Here is a 15,779-nt window from a genome sequence, read left to right on the forward strand (position 1 = left end):
AAGACACTCTCATTCTAACAGCTTAGGCAACGATACGGAAAAGACACGGCTGGCTGCCGTGCCTTAAACCGTAAATATATTGTAATAGGAGGATTTGAACCTTGCGTAAGATTTTTCGATATGAATGCCGCAGGCTGCTGTGGAACAAGTTTTTTATCGGGCTGGCGGTTGTGCTGCTTCTCTACGGGGCGCTGGTGCTCCATGCCGTGACCATCCTGGGGGTATCCCACACCGCCCCCTTCTCCCCCTGGAGCTTTGGGGATTATCTCTCCCGCATGCTGCCTTTGCTGTGGATCGGGATGCTGTTCTTTCTGACCTTTTATACCTCGCCCAAGGCCCGGCGGGCGGCGGTTCTCATGGACGCTACGCCGATGCCGTCCAGGCAATATGCTTTGGTCCGGTGCGCCGCGGCCCTGACGGGGGGCGTGTTGCTGAGTCTGCTGTGCATGGGCGAGGCGGCGGTGTTCTACGGCCGTATGTTCCACTGGTACGGCTGGGGGAGTCTTCTGCTCCCGGCTCTGGCGACCCTTCTGCCCGCCCTTGTGTTCGCACTGGGGAGCGGCTGGCTACTGGGGCAGATCCGGCCCTGGCTGGTGTATGTGTGGATGGCGGTACCCTTCCTGTGTATGGCCTTGCCGTTGCCCGACGCCCTGGGAATCTGGAACGGACATTTTTTCAGCAGGTACCCTCTAGCACTTGGTACTTTGGACCCCGCCTTCTTTATGCCGGCCGCAGTTCTGATCGTTCAGTGCATACTGTTGGCCGCGGGCATCGTCCTGTTGATGGTTCGCCCCGCACGATCCAAAAGATAATAAGCGGGCGAAGTTTGAATGACTGGAGGTGAGCTGCTTGGGAAGTTTATAATTCTATCGTTTAGGGACGATGAAGAAGCCCTTTTTAGCAAAGCAATATCGGCCTTTGCTTCAGTCGCAGACTTGTCCACAGTGGCCGCCTCCGCAGACGCACTGCTGCTCTTTGGCTCGTTGCAAATCGACCCGCATCGCAGGCTGGTATGGAAGTCCGGCCAGGCGGTGGAGCTGACGCCGATGGAGTTTGATATTCTGCTTCTGCTGGCCCGCCGGCCAGGGCAGGTGTTCTCCGCCCGCCAAATCTATGAGGCTGTTGCCACAGACTCCTTTGACGCCAGTTGGACGGGGATCTCCAGCATGATCTACAAGCTCCGGCGCAAACTGGGGGCCGGGATCATTGAGACGGTGCGGGGCCACGGCTACAAATTCGTTGCCCCAGGCACCTCACCAAAATGAAGCAAGCGCACAACGGATTTTTCTCCGCCGTGCGCTTCTTTCATTCCTCACGCCGGTAATGCGGTTCCGGTACATAAGGCTCCTTCTGGTATTTGCGATATTTTTCCGGTACTTCGGCAGGCTCCTCCAGGCTTTCCTCGCTGTAATCAATCGGTTCATCACAAACAGCGTCCAGCAAAATGCGCTCCAAATGCTCAAATTCTGAAAACTGATCCAGGGAGGCCATCACAAAAGAGTCGCGGACATAGCCGGCACTGGCAGCCATCAGCTCCTGATCCATAAAGTATCCATGATGCTCCACAAAAAAGGTCATCATCATTACAACCGTTCGGGTATTGCCCTCCCGGAAGGGATGCACCTGCCAGATTGGCGGAAAGAGACTGGTAAGCTGATGAACAAATTGTTCCCGGCTGATGCCGTTCCAGTGAGCATTTCTCAGCCGCCCAAACGCCTCGTCGAGATCTTCCTCTATCCTGTCCTCATTGCTGTACCAAACGCTTCGGCCTGCCAGCAGCTTCTCCCGTTTTTCAATATTGATGATGCGGTACTGGCCGGCCCACTCGTAAATGTCACCAAACAGGGTCCGGTGAATCTCCCGCAGACCATCCGGAGAAAAGTCCTGAAAGCCCTGTTCGTATAACAGCATCATATTGGCTCTGGATTGCTCGGCTTCGATGCGATCCAGTGTTTGCTCATTTTTGATGCCCAGCTTGTTTTTCAAGACAGGCACCTCTTCATACAGGTACGGATCAGACACGGCTCTGGCGCTCCTGCTCCGCGATCCGGCGATGATGTGCCAGCAATGCCTGCTTCATCTGTTCGCCCGTCAGCTCACCGCGAGCCCAGCTTGCAGACAGTGACCGTGCATAGCTGGAAATCGGTGCGCCCTCAATGGCGTTGATGGCGTCGGCCGTCTTGACTGCTGCAATCCGTTTCTTTTCCAATGGACTCATCGCGCCTTCACCTCCTATTGATTTTAGTATAACACAGAACAGGCCTGTTTCCAACAGGCCAGGCCAATGCGAATCTTGCTGAATTAGCAACGGGCCTCAATGATTTCCTGTTCAGTGGTGCCACCGGTGGACGGTTGGTACTCAATTTTGAAAGTTTGGATCAGGGTGGCTCGACGAGTATAAAAGTATAACGCTTTTTTGCTATTTCTCTTGATGATTTTTTCCATAATCAATCAATGTACCTATAGCAATTCCAATCAACATTCCAATACCCGCACAAATAGGAATAGCAAAAAGATTTTGCAGAAACGCCCATCCCAATACACCCATGCAACCACCGACAATAAATCCTGTTAATAAGCCAATAGTTAAGTATCTATTGTTTTTCATATTGCTATATCCCCCTAAATTGAGCTTTGTCGTTGGCTTCATTATACTATGACCGGCTACCTTTGGGAATAGATGAATTGTAAACTTGCTGAACGGGAAAAGCTTGCAACGCAAGGTATTCTCAGGTGGCAAATACATTTTAAGCCCACGGGAAAGACCCTGAGACGGTGATCTCAGGGCCTTTCTCATAGACTTAAATCCGGAACAGGTCAATCGCCCGCATCAGCGTGATGCACAGCTCCTGGTACAGATCCTCGTCCAGTCTGCCGTTGATCACGGCGTACTTGAGCAGCAGTGGCCGATACATGAGCAAAATGCTTGTGATGGCCTCATGGTCACCGGCCTTGGCTCGCCGCAGCATCTGTTCAAATGTCATATCCGTTCACCCCCTCGATGCTCTTCTTCAACTTCCGAATAGCCCGGTAATACACCGCGGCCGTACCCTTATACGACAATCCCAGCTGCACACCGATCACATCGAATGGGCGCTTGTCCAGCACGCGGGCCAGGAACACATACCGTTCCCGCTCGTCCAGCTGTTTCAAGGCATACAGGAGCGCGCTGCTCTCGATTTTCTCCCAGAGGGGCAGCCGCTCCATCACTTCCTGCTCCAGCGTTTGGCTCACGGCAAAGATCGTATCCGTCAAGGTCTCCTGATTGCTGTACGCATAAAGAGCCTTCAGATAATCCCGCTGGGTGCGCCTGATCGCCTGGATTAAATAGCCTGTAAACTTGATTTGCAGTTCTTCCTCTGCTCGTCCATTATTTCGTTGCCACATGGCCTTATCCTCCAAATAGTTCAAGAATTTTAATGGGATTCTTGAACCTCTGGCGGAGACCGGCACCGAGCTAACGGGCGTCTTTGCCTGCTATATAAAGAAACGCGGCCGGCCGCACACCGCAAAGGTGGGCTGCCGGCCATGTGATACACATAAAGAAGTCCGTCATGACTTCCGGCGCCCGCAGGAGGAGGCTTATCGCTCGATTTGCGATGTTCCCGCCTGCTCCTGTGAAAAGGAAAAGGGCGGCGGAAGAACCGTATTGCAAAGTAAGCTGTGTGTCGAAATGTAAGCAGATGGACGAACCTCTTTATGTGCATGATCCATCTTTCCATCATGCACTTCTGGCTCCCTGCCATCTGAACCACACTTTGCACACGAACCCGCCGCTGTTATGAACAGGCGGCGGGCCTGCCAATTATCTTAGGTGCAGTGTTGTTCCGAAAACTTTGTTGATTTTTGTCGGATTATAAAAGAAAAGGCAGCCTCATTCTCTTTAGAATAAGACCGCCTGTTGTAACTTGAAATTACCTCTGCTGTTTTGATTTTTCCGTCTCATAGACATCCCTCCCGTTCTTTCTATCTATTTATGGTTTCAAAATGCCATATTAAGTGTAAATGTCAAAGATCGCTGGATTTTGACCGAACGACAATTTTTCCCATCAGGCGGTTATTTTCATCAAAATCTTGCAGCTTCAACACAGAAAAAAAGGGCGGGCAAAGATCTGTTTTCTCTGCCCGCTCCTTCTAAACAAGATTTATCCCTGATGCTTGACCTTCAGGTGCTGAAAACTGTCCTCACTGATAGCGTGCTCCATCCGGCAGGCGTCGGCCTCTGCTGTCTCCTGATCCATGCCGGCTTCTATGAGCATTTCCGTAAAAAAGCAGTGTTTCTCATAGGTTCGCTCAGCCACCTCGCGGCCCACATCGGTCAGACGAATGAAGCCGTCCTCATCCCGTTCAACAAATCCGCCGGCCTGCAGCGTTGTAATGGCATGGGTGATGCTCGGTTTGGTGAATCCCATGTGCCGGGCAATATCAACTGGACGCACCATGCCCATTTTCTTTTGGAGAACAAGGATAGCCTCCAGGTAATCTTCTCCCGACGCATGAAGTTTCATCTGAACCTTTATTGAGCCAGTTTCCAGCCTATGGCCTCCTGTCTGGCCGATACGAAGTCGGCATACAGGCCCTTTTGCTGGATCAGCTCCGCATGGGTGCCGCGCTGGACGATATGAGCGTTGTCCAGCACAAGGATCTGGTCGGCGTTGCGGACGGTTTTTAGCCGGTGGGCAATCATGATGATGGTCTTGTCATGGGTTAGCGCCTCAATAGCCCGCTGCAATTCATCCTCATTTTCCGGGTCAACGCTGCTTGTCGCCTCATCCAAAATGATGATGGGTGCGTCCTTCAGCATGGCGCGGGCGATGGAAATCCGCTGTTTCTCGCCGCCGGACAGAGTGCCGCCGCCCTCGCCAATCACAGTATCATAACCCTCCGGCAGAGCGGAAATAAAGTCATGGCAGCAAGCCTTTTTCGCCGCCTCAACCACCTGCTCATGGGTGGCATCCGGGCATCCAAACTTGATATTGTTCTCAATCGTATCAGCAAAGAGGTACACGCTCTGAAACACCATCGAGATATTCTTCATCAGGCTGTCCAGTTTGAAATCCCGTACATCCGTACCGCCTATGGTAATCTTCCCGGCGTTCACATCCCAAAAGCGGGCAATCAGGTTGCACATCGTTGTCTTACCTGCCCCGGAAGGGCCTACAATGGCCGTAGTCGTTTTTTCGGGAATGGTAAAGCTGACCTGATCCAATATCTTGCGGTCTGCGTAGGAAAAATCCACCTTGTCAAACACGATCTCGCTGGACTTCGGCGTAATGTCAGTGCCTTTCTCGTCCATCACCGGCGTGTCATCAATGGAGTTTGCCGTATCCATCGAGGCCGCCAGCATTTGCAGCAGAGAGGCCATATTCCCGGCGTTTTCCAAATCGTTGAACACCATGAAAGAAGCGATTACCAAAATCAGGCCGTAGGCCAGCGGCAGAGAGCCATCCAGCCAGAACCAAACCGAGGCCAGCAACAGCAGGGCGCTGAACACCCGGACAACCACTTGCTTGATAGCGTCATAGGGAACGCTGGCTTTTGTCAGTTTCAGGTTATCCCGGCAACTTGCCTGAATAGCGTTTCCAATGAATTGTGTGCTGTCCCGTTCAAGGCCAAATGCTTTGACAATCCCCATGCCCTGAATGTACTCCAACACGGACTCCACAAGGGACTCCTGCGTGTGCTGGCGCACCGAGCTTAGGGCCGCAGACTTGCGGAGGGCCAGTTCCGCCGCTGCAAGATAAAGAAGGACACCGACAGCAGCCACAAGCCCGATCCGCCAGTCGAATATCAGCAGGACAATGACAAGAGCCACCGAGTTGAAAAATCCACCCAATACAGACACCAGGACACGAGCCGCCGAGTTCTCTACATCGCCCAGAGTCGTTGTGACAATGGCGGTAATATTCCCGATACTATTCTTGTTGAAGTAGCCCATCGGGATATAGCGCAGCCGATCTCCGATGTGGATACGCTTTTCCGCCACCATGCAATAGCCAGTTTCCGTTTGCTCCATCGTGGAAAAGTAGGTCGTGATGATACGCCCGATGAGGGATACCGCCATAATTCCCAACGAAATCCAGACAATGCTTCCGTCCCGGTTGTCAGATACCAGCGCACCGATCACTACAAAGAGGGCGGCAAACTGCATGGCTGAAAACAGCCCGGACAGAAACGCAAACAACAGGGATTTTTTCAAAAGCCCTTTTTTGCTGCCTGCAAAAGCAAAGATTTTTTTCAATGTTCCATACATCTGACAACACCCCCTTACATCTGGTCTTTCGCTCCGATATGCGCCTGCCACATATCCCGGTAGAGAGGGCAGGTTTCCAACAGTTTCTCATGCGTACCCTGTGCGTGGACGGTTCCATCCTTCACAACAACGATGTTGTCCGCGCCAACAATGGTAGACAGCCGGTGTGCGATCACAATCAGGGTCTTGCCGACAGTTAAAGCGGAAATGGCTTTCTGTACCAGTGCCTCGTTCTCGGGGTCAATGTAGGCTGTTGCCTCGTCTAAAATGACAACAGGCGCATTTTTCAGCATGGCGCGGGCGATGGCAATACGCTGGCGCTCCCCGCCGGAAAGGTGGGAACCGGCGCTGCCGACAATCGTATCGTAGCCATTGTCCAGCCTGCGGATAAAAGCGTCGCAGCCGCTTTGTTTGGCGGCCTGTTCAACCTCCGCGTCTGTGGCGCTGGGCCTTCCCATGCGGATGTTTTCCCTGATACTGCGGTTAAAAAGATAGTTGTCCTGGGACACATAGGAAATCTGGTCTGAAATTTCGGACAGCGGAATATCTTTCAGTTCATAACCGCCGAGGGTAATGCTGCCGGATGTAACATCCCAATATCCGGCAATCAGTTTTGCCACCGTGGATTTACCAGAGCCGGACGGCCCCACAAGGGCGGTCATGGTTCCGGGTCGGATGGCAAGGTTCACATCATGCAAAACCTCTGTTGTCCCGTCATAGGAAAAAGACACAGACCTAAGAGAAATGCCGGTGTCTGCCAGCTTGACCGGCGTATCCTTATGGTTCAGTTCTTCAGCGTTCAAAAGCTGGCTGATTTCTTCTACATTTGTCCCCAATACGGCCAAATCGTCCGTAAAGGTAAAGGCCGCGATAATCGGCCCAATCAGTCCCAGCGAAAAAATTACGATAGACAGGAAGGTGGAAAGTTCCAGGCTGCCGGAGAGCCAGAACGCGAAGCCGCAGGGCAGCACACAAATCAGCACCGAGGGCAGAATGGCGTTGTAGGCGCTCATGGTTTTCTGGTTTTCTCTCATCCAGTCCACATAGTAGTTAGCGTTATAGTTTACTGCGTCAGAATATTTTTTGTAGGAACCGGCGGATTGACTAAACGCTTTGACTACCTCAATCCCACCAATGTACTCTACAATGGCGTTTGCCATCTGCTTTCCTGCTTTGACCGCGCCCTCCCATTTGACGGGATAATTCTTCATGCCAGCAGACATAACAGCAAGGCCCACCACCAGCGTGACAAGGGACAGGAGAGCCATGCGCCAGTCCATGACGAATAGATACACGACAATTACCAAAGGCACCAGCACATTTGCAGTCATTTCCGGGATCAGGTGCGCGAAGGTCGATTCCATGCCTTCTACCCGGTCAACAATCGTCGTTTTATACTGACCGGACGGAGTATCTAAAATCGTCCCCATCGGGACGCGGGCCAGTTTAGCGGTGATATTCTCCCGTAGATCGCGCAGTGTGTAATAGGTCGCTGTGTGGGAAATCGTTGTAGAAAGACAGGAAAACAGCACCTTCCCAAAGTAACCGCACAATGCAATAATGCCAGCGGTCACATATCGGGAAAAGTTCTGCTCCCCAGACAACATCATTGTGACAATATGCGCCACGCAGAAATAGGGCATCATCTGGCAGGCCACGCCTAATACCGCAAGGATAACACTGCCGATGAATTTCCCGTGATAGGGTTTGCCCCATCCCCATAAGACACCTATGGGTGATTCTTTCTTTTCCTCCTTCATTCTGTGGACACCTCCTTCTCCATATCATTCAGGAAAAACTTTAGCAGCCGGTTTCGGCCATCGTTGTTCTCTATGGAATAACTTTCCTGAATTTGCCCGTTTTCTAAGTGAAGGACATAATTACAGCACCGTAAAATAAATTCCGGGTCATGGGTCACTACAAGCGCAGTTCTCCCGGTATCTGCCACTTGATTGACAACACTAGCAACCTGCCTCATGTGAAAAAGGTCAAGGCCACTTGTTGGCTCATCGAATAAAATCAGAGGGCGCTCCGAAGCAATCGCAGAGGCAACTGCCACACGCTGCTTTTGGCCGCCGGACAGCCCCATCGGGTGGCAGTCCTCATAAGGCAGCAAGTCCATCTCCTTTAAGATTTCTCTTGCCCTTTGCTTATCCTCGGTTCCCATACTGAGCAGAATTTCATCCAGAACACTTTCGGTAAAAAGCTGATGGTTTACATCCTGCATAACCATATAGCAGAGTTTCAATCGTTCTTTCCTGGAATAAATCTTGCTCCGATCCTGCACTGTCCCCTTGAAGTGCTTTTCCAATCCGCAGAGGCACCGGGCAAAGGTGGATTTTCCCGCACCGTTATGTCCGATAATAGCCGTGGCGCTGCCGGATGGGAAAGTAGTTTCCGTTATATGCAAGGTTTCCGGCTCATGCTTATAGGCAAAGGACACATTCTTTATCGTCCAAACCGCCTCATTTATTCGCTGCGGCGGCCCTTCAACTCCTGAAAGCCCTGCAAGTTCAAGAGGCCGAAGCCCCATTTCCTCTCGCTGTTTTGCTGACAGGCGGCAAAACTCCTCCGCTGTATAATCTCCTTCAATTTCTCCGTCTTTCAGATACAGAACGCGGTCAAAGAGGCCAGACAGATAGTACAGCCGGTGTTCAGAGATGATGATGGTCTTTCCTTGCGATTTCAAAGCAAAGAGAAGCTGCCGAAAATCAGCGATAGCGTATGTGTCAAGGTTGGATGATGGTTCATCCAGCACATAAACATCCGGGTCAATCGCTGCTGCCGATCCGCAGGCGATTTTTTGTTTTTCACCCCCGGACAAAGAAAAAATACTTCTATCAAGCAGCGGCTCCAGCTTTAGCTGTGCAGCTACACGCTTTACCCGTTCGCGCACAATATCTTCAGCCATGCCGTGGTTCTCCGGGCCGAAAGCCAGTTCGCTGGTCGTGTCCACATTAAAAAACTGAGAACGCGGATTTTGAAATACAGAACCGACTTTTAGAGAAATATCAAACAGTGACAGGTCGCGGGTATCCTTTCCATCCAGATAGACGGAGCCGGTATAAGTCCCCTCATGGTAATGAGGAATAAGGCCGTTGAACAGACGGGTCATCGTTGTTTTCCCGCAGCCGGAAGTCCCACAGAGCAGGACAAAAGAACCATCCTCAATGGTGCAGGAAATGTGTTTCAAAGCGCCCCCGGTTTGCCTCTCGCTGTCAGGAAGGGCGCTGGCCGGATAGGAAAAGGACACATCTTGACATTCAATCACTTCCTTCACCCCCTTGCGGCAAGCACATAGATTTGCGCTGCAAATGCTCCCAGACAGATCAGCAGAAAAATAACATCCTGCACATGAAAGCCCAGCTTACAGATATTTGTCCGCTTCACAGGGCCACCCAATCCCCGCGTAAGGGCTGCCTGGGACAGTTCTTCTCCGATTTTGACGGAACAGATCATCATAGGAACAATCCGATACTCTAAAATCGCACTGGCTTTTCCACCGCCAAAGCGGACGCCACGCATCCGCATGGCGTCCCCAATGGCGCTCCATTCTTCTGCAACCGTGGGAAAGAAGCGAAACATCACAGACATGGGAATGGTGATCTGCTGCGGCAGGTGGAGCCGTTCCATCGCCGCAACAAATTCACTGACTGTCGTTGTTGTCACCACGAAATAGCCCATAACCACGCTGGGGGTGAACCGTAGCAGGATACCCACGACGGCTACCGCGATGTAGTTTGCTACGCCGGTCAGTCGGGATAGGCCGAACATTTCCAAACACAGGCTTCCCCCGAAAATCAGGATATAGAGAACAGCGCCTTTCCATTTTCTGGCCGCCAACAAAAGCAGCAGAGGGATGGCCGCCAGCGCGATGATGTAATACTGCATGACGCCTTCATACGAACCGCCTAAAATAAAGACGGCTATGGTAATCAGTACCGCCAATTTTGTCCGGGGGTCTAATAATATTCCACTGTTATTTTTTTGACTTGCAAGAAGTTCGCGGCTCATTACACAATTCCCGCCCGCTCAAAGTGCTTTTTGAAAATCTTTCGTCCAATCAGGCCGCCGACAAGACCACTGACGAAAGCAGCAATAAGCAGTACCGGCAAAATCCAGTCGGGCATATAAGCCATGAGCGTGTCGGCATATTCCTGGCCGTAACCGGGGAGCAGGTTCTGGTAGTAAGCGTCACGCGTCACAACGATGGGAATAAACGCCCCGATGACCCACATGGAAAAAACGCCGTGGATCAGCACTTCACGCTTGGCGTTCTTGTAGTCACAGGCTTTCATCATAAAATCGGAAATCAGCCCGAAGATCAGCCCGGTAGGGATGCACCACCAGCCCATGCCGGTCAGCAGCATAATGATGCCGAGCAACACTCCGCAGATGGTAAGCATACCGAATTTTTTGATTTTGGAGAAGAACAACATCATCGGAATACCGCCCACAAGCGGCACGATCACGCTGATAAGCGGAATGAAAATCGGAATAAAACCGATGGATGCCGCCGCGAAAATGACGATAAAATAAATCGCCGTGAAAATACCGATGTTGATGAGATCCTTTCCTTGCAATTTGTTGTTCATTGCAAAACCTCCTAACATGATTGCTTTCTTAGTTAGACCTCGCTAACCAAATCTAATGGTAGCACATATCCAATTATGCTTCTATGCACATATCAGTATTTTAGGCCCGTATAGCAAGGAGTTTTTTCGCTTTGCCAGAATATCCATTGACCGGGAATTTTCTCGCCGGTATAATAATATCAACGATTTTGCGTGATGAAAGGGGCGAAGCAGTTGCGTGACATGATATACAACATTTTAGAAAACAGCGATGCTGTTTCCGGTGTGACTTTGAAAAACAGCCCAAATAGCAGCACATTACTTTTGGAGCAGGCAGATGGCAAGGGACGCATGACATTCTATACACTCTTTCCGGGCCTGACTTTAGCTTTTATTTTTGTAAATGCTCCCGTATGGCCGGAGTCGGATGAAAATTCAAATCTAAAGCCCTTGCTGATTAACTATTGCGTTTCAGGCAGAAGCGAATTGCTTCTGGATGACGGCTCCTACATTTACCTGAAGGAAAATGATTTTTGTATCAGTGAGCAGACCGCACAAAAAGAATATATCTTTCCTACGAAGCAGTACCAGGGGATAAAAATATACTTTGATCTGTCACTTCTTTTTCAGTCCTGTGGTGAGCTTTTGAAATCTTTTTCGCTTGACCTCCCCAATTTGGAAGAAAGTTATTGCGGCAATCATAAGACATATTTAGGCGAAGCGGATAGCGAACTGGAAAATATATTTCAAAACCTCTGGCGGCTTTCTGAAAGGCCTTCTATCTTCCATTTGCAAATCTATACGCTTGAACTTCTCCACCGGCTTCTCAACATGGAAATCCGGCCTCCTAAAACCTGCGGCTTCTACACGGAAACGCAGGTTGAAATTGCAAAAAGGGCAGCACAAATCCTTTCCGATGATCTTCGCCAGCACATTCCTGTACGGCAGATTGCAGAACGCTTTTCGGTCAGTGAAACCAGCCTGAAAAATTATTTTAGAGGCGTATATGGTCAAAATATATCTACTTGGCTGCGAGAAATCCGCATGAATGAAGCCGCCAGACTTCTCTCTGCCACAAAGCGCCCGATTGCCGAAATATCAGAGCAGGTTGGCTACTCCAATCAAGGGAAATTTGCAGCCGTGTTCAAAAAACAGTTTGGACTATCGCCACTGGAATACAGGCGTTCAAAGAATTTAGAAAACAGGTAAGACTAAAGCCGGGATTTGCCGCTTGTCAGCCAAATCCCGGCTTTACTTATGCTTAAAATTTCATGCGTAAATCAATTCTTGAAAAATGCAATTTCAAAATTTGATTATAGTTTCATTTTGATTTTCCCTGTATCTGGATGGATCAACACCACCGGCAATTCCCTCGCCTTTGCCATCCGTAACACCGCCTCCACGCCGCTCGGGCCAGCAGTCTCATCATCACACACGGCCACTATGCAATCAGCGTGTTCTACCATGTAGGCAGTGCGCTCCCGATACCCTTGGGCCCCCACGATTTTGCTACCCATTACAAACTGGTCGCAGTTTTCCTTCAGATGGCGCAGACGCTCCCGGCTCTTCGGGTCCCATCGCTCGTCATGGCCCGGAAACGGGTAGACCAGCACGATCTCCAGCTCCTGGTACTCTTCCTGCCGGCGCATTTCCAGCAGGATCTCGCCGGCCCATAGATCAACGCCAAGGGCTCCACCAACATAGAACCGGCGCACACCGCGCCGGTACAGTTCGGTAAAAACATCGTGCAGCCGTTTCTTCAGGCGCTTGCACGAGGTCATATATTCCTGATACTTGAATTTGAACCGTGTAGGCCGCTGACTGGTAATTGCACACGAGTAAAACTGGGACATCTCATCTCCTCCAGAAACTTTTTTCTCAATATAGCCCATTATACTTGCTATGGCTGATGAAGTTCAACCATGGCCGCTTAATTTTTTATGTTATAGCGGATAAAATATAGCTATAGCATGGAGGGTTACGAATGGGCGAACTTTTGAAAGAAATGGGCCAGCGGATGCTGGACCGGCGCAAACAACTAAAACTGACACAAGAGGCTCTGGCCAAGATGGCACATGTCACGCCCCAGACCGTTTCCACTGCGGAGCTGGGCACAAAAGCCATGCGGCCTGAAACGATGCTGAAGATCTGTGATGCGCTTGATATCAGCACAGACTATCTCCTGCGCGGTCAGGTCATGGAAGGCGACACACGCCTGCTCAATCAAAAGGTCTCGTCGTTGACTCCCTGCCAATACCGACACCTGGAAAATATTATCGACAACTTCATCGCGGCTATACAGGAAGAAAAAGAGGTATGAGCGCCAGCGGCAATGCAGCTCTCATACCTCTTTTTATATCATCTCCCCTGGCGAAAAGCCTCCATTGTGCTGGAGATCAGGCCGAGGATTGCATCATCTGCCTCCACTGCCTCTCCCAGCTCTGGCACATATTCCGGCTCCGGCGTCCGTTCCTGCGGCGCCGGGGCCGTTGTTGTTTCTTCATCCGGGCAGGCGGCGGGGGTGCCGGCAGGCTTTTCAGAGTCCCTTGCCTCTTGGCGTAAGATCTCCCGCACAATGGCTTCAATGGCGGCCCGGTCTATGGCCGGGGCCGGCGCCGCTGCTCTTAACGGTTGTGGATCATCTGCAAAGTGGGTATCGTAGAAAACAACTGCATTGGCGATATACTGTGCTTTCCCGTGGTCAGGCTGTTTTTCCAGCAGTTCGACCGTTGCCAAATGGATCGGGTCGCTGATATTGAACCGCAGGGAAAAACGCCCCCGTTCTTTCTTGGCCGCCATAGCTGTCACCTGCCCGCAGCTTCAAGGCGGTACAGATACTCATATCCGGCTGCATTGGCGTTGATATTGGAGACGAACAACGGCTTACCCACTTTTCCGGATGCCTCAATCTGCCGGCGCAATAGAATAGCGCCGCCGCCCACAAAGACCACCGTGCAGTAGCGCAAGTCCAGCATCCGCTCCCGCAGGGTGCTGAACAGGTCGTTGACGAACTCCTGTGCCAGCTGCTCCACCAATCGGACTGCCGACGGCGGGTACTGCGTCTGCTTGCCGGTGAGGATAGCGTCCACATCCCCCTCATCCAGCAGCAGATCCAATTCCGCGTTGCCCCTGGACCTGATCTTATTGTAAAGCAGGATCACGCCGTTTTCCAGCGAATCACAGGAGCTGAGGTCAGCTTTTCCGTTTTTCATCAGCAGATAGTCTGCCGTGAATCCGCCAATGTCCACCACTACCGCCTTGGCCTCATTCATCAGTGTGTGGAGCATGGTGGCTGCCGCCGCATAGGCCTGGGGATAGCAGGCCACATCATCAATGCTGATGGCGTAGTGCTTGTCCCGGTACTGGAATTCTACGATCCCTTTCTTATGGAAATAGGCAGTGAACTTTTCCGCCTGGGCGCCGAAGTGGGCCGGCGGCAGCCCCACCGGCAGCTGGATACGGTACAGTTCTTTCTCGTCAACGCCGCGGGCCGTCAATTCCTCCGCAATCGCAATCAGGGTAAGGATAAAGAAGCGGTCATCCCCAGTCTTGTCCTTGCGGTAAGGAATGCGCTCGTTGGAGAGCGTATAGTAGTTGCCGCCGTATTGCAGGCTCGGCCCGAACGGCCGGGTCATGCTCTGCTGCAGGCCGGAAACGAACGGGGCGCAGTGAACCGTCTTGATTTGTTTATTGCCATGATCGACACCAATTAACATAGGTGAATGCCTCCTTTTTTGCTTTATACATATCCTTTACGCCTGGATGACGCCTTTCTCAACAGGCGAAGGCAAATTTTTTGAAACCTATGTTTTTGTGCGGCACGGCTACCGCTTCACACCAAAATAGAAGAACAGCGCCACCTCGGCTCTACTGTGGGCGGCGCTGCTGTGTTTTCTTTTCTCGTCATCATTTTAACTAATTAAGAAACTTTTTTGCACTTCTTGTGCCTGCAATTTGGATTGAGAAACCCGTCTTTATCTTGTATAATAAAAAAATATGGAGGTGGCCTTGTGAAACAAAGAATACTCATTGTCGAAGATGATCTTACCATACAAACACAATTAAAAAATCTGCTATCCGGCAACGGTTATGAGGTTGATGTGGTTTCAGACTTTTCCAAAGTGATCGAGCAGGTAAAAACTTTTGCCCCCCATTTGGTTCTGCTGGATATAAAGCTCCCAGGAAACAGCGGCTTCGATATTTGCTCACAGGTCCGCACATTCTCGGAAATCCCAATTATTTTTGTCACCAGCAGCAACACGGACATGGATGAACTCAACAGCATTATGCTGGGTGGGGATGCTTTCATCTCAAAGCCATATAATACAGCAATTCTTCTTGCCAAAATCGCCTCTCTTCTGCGAAAGGCAAATGCTATTGCGCAAACATCCGAGGTACTTGTCTGGAATGGTGCCACTTTGCATCTGGAGAGCGGTGTCATTGAATACGGTGGGCAAACGATTGAATTGACCAAAAATGAGGCAAAGATTCTTTACTACCTTTTTAAGAACGCTGGAAAAATCTGTCCTCGTAGCGACATTGTAGATTTCCTTTGGGATAACCAGCTCTATGTGGATGACAATGCGTTGAGTGTCCACATCACCCGCATACGAGAGAAATTGGTCAGCATTGGCCTGACGGATTTCATCAAAACCAAACACCGTCAGGGGTACATGATATGAGTGGGAAATTGTATGTCAAAAACCTATGTCTGAACCTTCAGGAAGCCCTGTTGCGTCCTCTTTGGTGCTTTCCAGCACTCCTGCGGTTCCTCTTTGAAACTCTTTTGCCCTGTTTGTTTCAGACACCGCTTTCGTCTTTTGGGATTTGTGTGGGATGGAATTCTGTATATTAAAAGTGCTTCCGACCGGGTTTACCCCTGCATCAGACGATTCTGTCGCAGAAAACGCCTCAGAAATTGCGCCACATAAACAATGAAATAAGCCTCGGCT

19 protein-coding genes are annotated in these 15,779 nt (G+C 50.8%); 5 read left to right on the forward strand and 14 right to left on the reverse strand.

Going from position 1 to position 15,779, the window contains the following annotated elements; translation table 11 throughout:
* Positions 1 to 101 precede the first annotated feature (101 nt).
* Entirely contained in the window at positions 102 to 812 is a 711-nt protein-coding gene (locus tag EDD77_RS10580; protein WP_058963746.1) for a hypothetical protein, read from the forward strand.
* Between the two features lie 132 nt (positions 813 to 944).
* Entirely contained in the window at positions 945 to 1,265 is a 321-nt protein-coding gene (locus tag EDD77_RS10585; RefSeq protein ID WP_242868329.1) for a winged helix-turn-helix domain-containing protein, read from the forward strand.
* A 40-nt stretch (positions 1,266 to 1,305) separates the two neighbouring features.
* Here EDD77_RS10585 and EDD77_RS10590 read toward each other — a convergent pair whose 3' ends face one another.
* The 11 genes from EDD77_RS10590 to EDD77_RS10640 form a co-directional block, all read right to left on the reverse strand.
* A complete protein-coding gene (locus EDD77_RS10590) occupies positions 1,306 to 2,022 on the reverse strand; it encodes a Fic/DOC family protein (RefSeq protein ID WP_058963748.1) in 717 nt (238 codons plus the stop codon).
* Positions 2,015 to 2,218, reverse strand: coding sequence for an antitoxin VbhA family protein (locus EDD77_RS10595; RefSeq protein WP_006573901.1), 204 nt, complete (start codon positions 2,216 to 2,218; stop codon positions 2,015 to 2,017). The genes EDD77_RS10590 and EDD77_RS10595 overlap by 8 nt, the downstream gene beginning before the upstream one ends.
* A 201-nt stretch (positions 2,219 to 2,419) precedes the next feature.
* Complete coding sequence (locus EDD77_RS10600; protein ID WP_077138513.1) at positions 2,420 to 2,608, reverse strand: hypothetical protein; 189 nt, start codon at positions 2,606 to 2,608, stop codon at positions 2,420 to 2,422.
* Positions 2,609 to 2,801: 193 nt separating this feature from the next.
* On the reverse strand, positions 2,802 to 2,984 hold the full coding sequence (locus EDD77_RS10605) for a helix-turn-helix domain-containing protein (RefSeq protein WP_058963749.1): 183 nt from the start codon (positions 2,982 to 2,984) through the stop codon (positions 2,802 to 2,804).
* Positions 2,974 to 3,387, reverse strand: a complete 414-nt coding sequence (locus EDD77_RS10610; protein WP_242868330.1) for a sigma-70 family RNA polymerase sigma factor — start codon at positions 3,385 to 3,387, stop codon at positions 2,974 to 2,976. The genes EDD77_RS10605 and EDD77_RS10610 overlap by 11 nt, the downstream gene beginning before the upstream one ends.
* Positions 3,388 to 4,145: 758 nt before the next feature.
* Entirely contained in the window at positions 4,146 to 4,508 is a 363-nt protein-coding gene (locus EDD77_RS10615) for a metal-dependent transcriptional regulator (protein WP_058963751.1), read from the reverse strand.
* Between the two features lie 8 nt (positions 4,509 to 4,516).
* Positions 4,517 to 6,253: an ABC transporter ATP-binding protein gene (locus EDD77_RS10620; protein WP_058963752.1), complete on the reverse strand. Its 1,737-nt coding sequence runs from the start codon at positions 6,251 to 6,253 to the stop codon at positions 4,517 to 4,519.
* Between the two features lie 14 nt (positions 6,254 to 6,267).
* A complete protein-coding gene (locus EDD77_RS10625; protein ID WP_058963753.1) occupies positions 6,268 to 8,013 on the reverse strand; it encodes an ABC transporter ATP-binding protein in 1,746 nt (581 codons plus the stop codon).
* Complete coding sequence (locus tag EDD77_RS10630; protein WP_058963754.1) at positions 8,010 to 9,524, reverse strand: ABC transporter ATP-binding protein; 1,515 nt, start codon at positions 9,522 to 9,524, stop codon at positions 8,010 to 8,012. The genes EDD77_RS10625 and EDD77_RS10630 overlap by 4 nt, the downstream gene beginning before the upstream one ends.
* A gap of 5 nt (positions 9,525 to 9,529) precedes the next feature.
* Positions 9,530 to 10,267: an energy-coupling factor transporter transmembrane component T gene (locus EDD77_RS10635; RefSeq protein WP_058963755.1), complete on the reverse strand. Its 738-nt coding sequence runs from the start codon at positions 10,265 to 10,267 to the stop codon at positions 9,530 to 9,532.
* Entirely contained in the window at positions 10,267 to 10,848 is a 582-nt protein-coding gene (locus tag EDD77_RS10640; RefSeq protein ID WP_044930260.1) for an MptD family putative ECF transporter S component, read from the reverse strand. The genes EDD77_RS10635 and EDD77_RS10640 overlap by 1 nt, the downstream gene beginning before the upstream one ends.
* Positions 10,849 to 11,070: 222 nt before the next feature.
* Between EDD77_RS10640 and EDD77_RS10645 the strand changes: the two genes are divergently transcribed.
* Positions 11,071 to 12,036 carry a helix-turn-helix domain-containing protein gene (locus tag EDD77_RS10645; protein WP_058963756.1) on the forward strand — a complete coding sequence of 322 codons (966 nt, stop codon included), beginning with the start codon at positions 11,071 to 11,073 and terminating at the stop codon, positions 12,034 to 12,036.
* Between the two features lie 104 nt (positions 12,037 to 12,140).
* Here the strand turns inward: EDD77_RS10645 and EDD77_RS10650 are convergent, their stop codons facing one another.
* Positions 12,141 to 12,680, reverse strand: a complete 540-nt coding sequence (locus EDD77_RS10650) for an SLOG family protein (RefSeq protein ID WP_077138514.1) — start codon at positions 12,678 to 12,680, stop codon at positions 12,141 to 12,143.
* A gap of 131 nt (positions 12,681 to 12,811) precedes the next feature.
* On the opposite strand from EDD77_RS10650, the gene EDD77_RS10655 reads away from it, so the two are divergent.
* Positions 12,812 to 13,147 (forward strand): helix-turn-helix domain-containing protein, encoded by a 336-nt coding sequence (locus EDD77_RS10655; RefSeq protein ID WP_058963758.1) that lies wholly within the window; start codon positions 12,812 to 12,814, stop codon positions 13,145 to 13,147.
* A 38-nt stretch (positions 13,148 to 13,185) separates the two neighbouring features.
* Here EDD77_RS10655 and EDD77_RS10660 read toward each other — a convergent pair whose 3' ends face one another.
* The gene (locus EDD77_RS10660; RefSeq protein WP_058963759.1) at positions 13,186 to 13,626 is read right to left on the reverse strand and encodes a hypothetical protein; all 441 of its coding nucleotides are present in this window, start codon (positions 13,624 to 13,626) and stop codon (positions 13,186 to 13,188) included.
* A 5-nt stretch (positions 13,627 to 13,631) separates the two neighbouring features.
* Positions 13,632 to 14,543 carry a ParM/StbA family protein gene (locus tag EDD77_RS10665; RefSeq protein ID WP_058963760.1) on the reverse strand — a complete coding sequence of 304 codons (912 nt, stop codon included), beginning with the start codon at positions 14,541 to 14,543 and terminating at the stop codon, positions 13,632 to 13,634.
* Between the two features lie 294 nt (positions 14,544 to 14,837).
* On the opposite strand from EDD77_RS10665, the gene EDD77_RS10670 reads away from it, so the two are divergent.
* Positions 14,838 to 15,509: a response regulator transcription factor gene (locus EDD77_RS10670; RefSeq protein ID WP_058963761.1), complete on the forward strand. Its 672-nt coding sequence runs from the start codon at positions 14,838 to 14,840 to the stop codon at positions 15,507 to 15,509.
* Positions 15,510 to 15,779: the final 270 nt, after the last annotated feature.

The sequence above is a fragment of the Allofournierella massiliensis genome, assembly GCF_004345265.1.
Lineage (GTDB): Bacteria > Bacillota > Clostridia > Oscillospirales > Ruminococcaceae > Allofournierella > Allofournierella massiliensis.

What these genes read in the sequence shown, in the direction of transcription:
- EDD77_RS10595 (WP_006573901.1), bottom strand. Translation starts at nt 2,218, where the DNA reads ATGAGTCCATTGGAAAAGAAACGGATTGCAGCAGTCAAGACGGCCGAC.
- EDD77_RS10600 (WP_077138513.1), bottom strand. Translation starts at nt 2,608, where the DNA reads ATGAAAAACAATAGATACTTAACTATTGGCTTATTAACAGGATTTATT.
- EDD77_RS10605 (WP_058963749.1), bottom strand. Translation starts at nt 2,984, where the DNA reads ATGACATTTGAACAGATGCTGCGGCGAGCCAAGGCCGGTGACCATGAG.
- EDD77_RS10610 (WP_242868330.1), bottom strand. Translation starts at nt 3,387, where the DNA reads ATGTGGCAACGAAATAATGGACGAGCAGAGGAAGAACTGCAAATCAAG.
- EDD77_RS10615 (WP_058963751.1), bottom strand. Translation starts at nt 4,508, where the DNA reads ATGAAACTTCATGCGTCGGGAGAAGATTACCTGGAGGCTATCCTTGTT.
- EDD77_RS10620 (WP_058963752.1), bottom strand. Translation starts at nt 6,253, where the DNA reads ATGTATGGAACATTGAAAAAAATCTTTGCTTTTGCAGGCAGCAAAAAA.
- EDD77_RS10625 (WP_058963753.1), bottom strand. Translation starts at nt 8,013, where the DNA reads ATGAAGGAGGAAAAGAAAGAATCACCCATAGGTGTCTTATGGGGATGG.
- EDD77_RS10635 (WP_058963755.1), bottom strand. Translation starts at nt 10,267, where the DNA reads ATGAGCCGCGAACTTCTTGCAAGTCAAAAAAATAACAGTGGAATATTA.
- EDD77_RS10640 (WP_044930260.1), bottom strand. Translation starts at nt 10,848, where the DNA reads ATGAACAACAAATTGCAAGGAAAGGATCTCATCAACATCGGTATTTTC.
- EDD77_RS10645 (WP_058963756.1), top strand. Translation starts at nt 11,071, where the DNA reads ATGATATACAACATTTTAGAAAACAGCGATGCTGTTTCCGGTGTGACT.
- EDD77_RS10650 (WP_077138514.1), bottom strand. Translation starts at nt 12,680, where the DNA reads ATGTCCCAGTTTTACTCGTGTGCAATTACCAGTCAGCGGCCTACACGG.
- EDD77_RS10655 (WP_058963758.1), top strand. Translation starts at nt 12,812, where the DNA reads ATGGGCGAACTTTTGAAAGAAATGGGCCAGCGGATGCTGGACCGGCGC.
- EDD77_RS10660 (WP_058963759.1), bottom strand. Translation starts at nt 13,626, where the DNA reads ATGGCGGCCAAGAAAGAACGGGGGCGTTTTTCCCTGCGGTTCAATATC.
- EDD77_RS10665 (WP_058963760.1), bottom strand. Translation starts at nt 14,543, where the DNA reads ATGTTAATTGGTGTCGATCATGGCAATAAACAAATCAAGACGGTTCAC.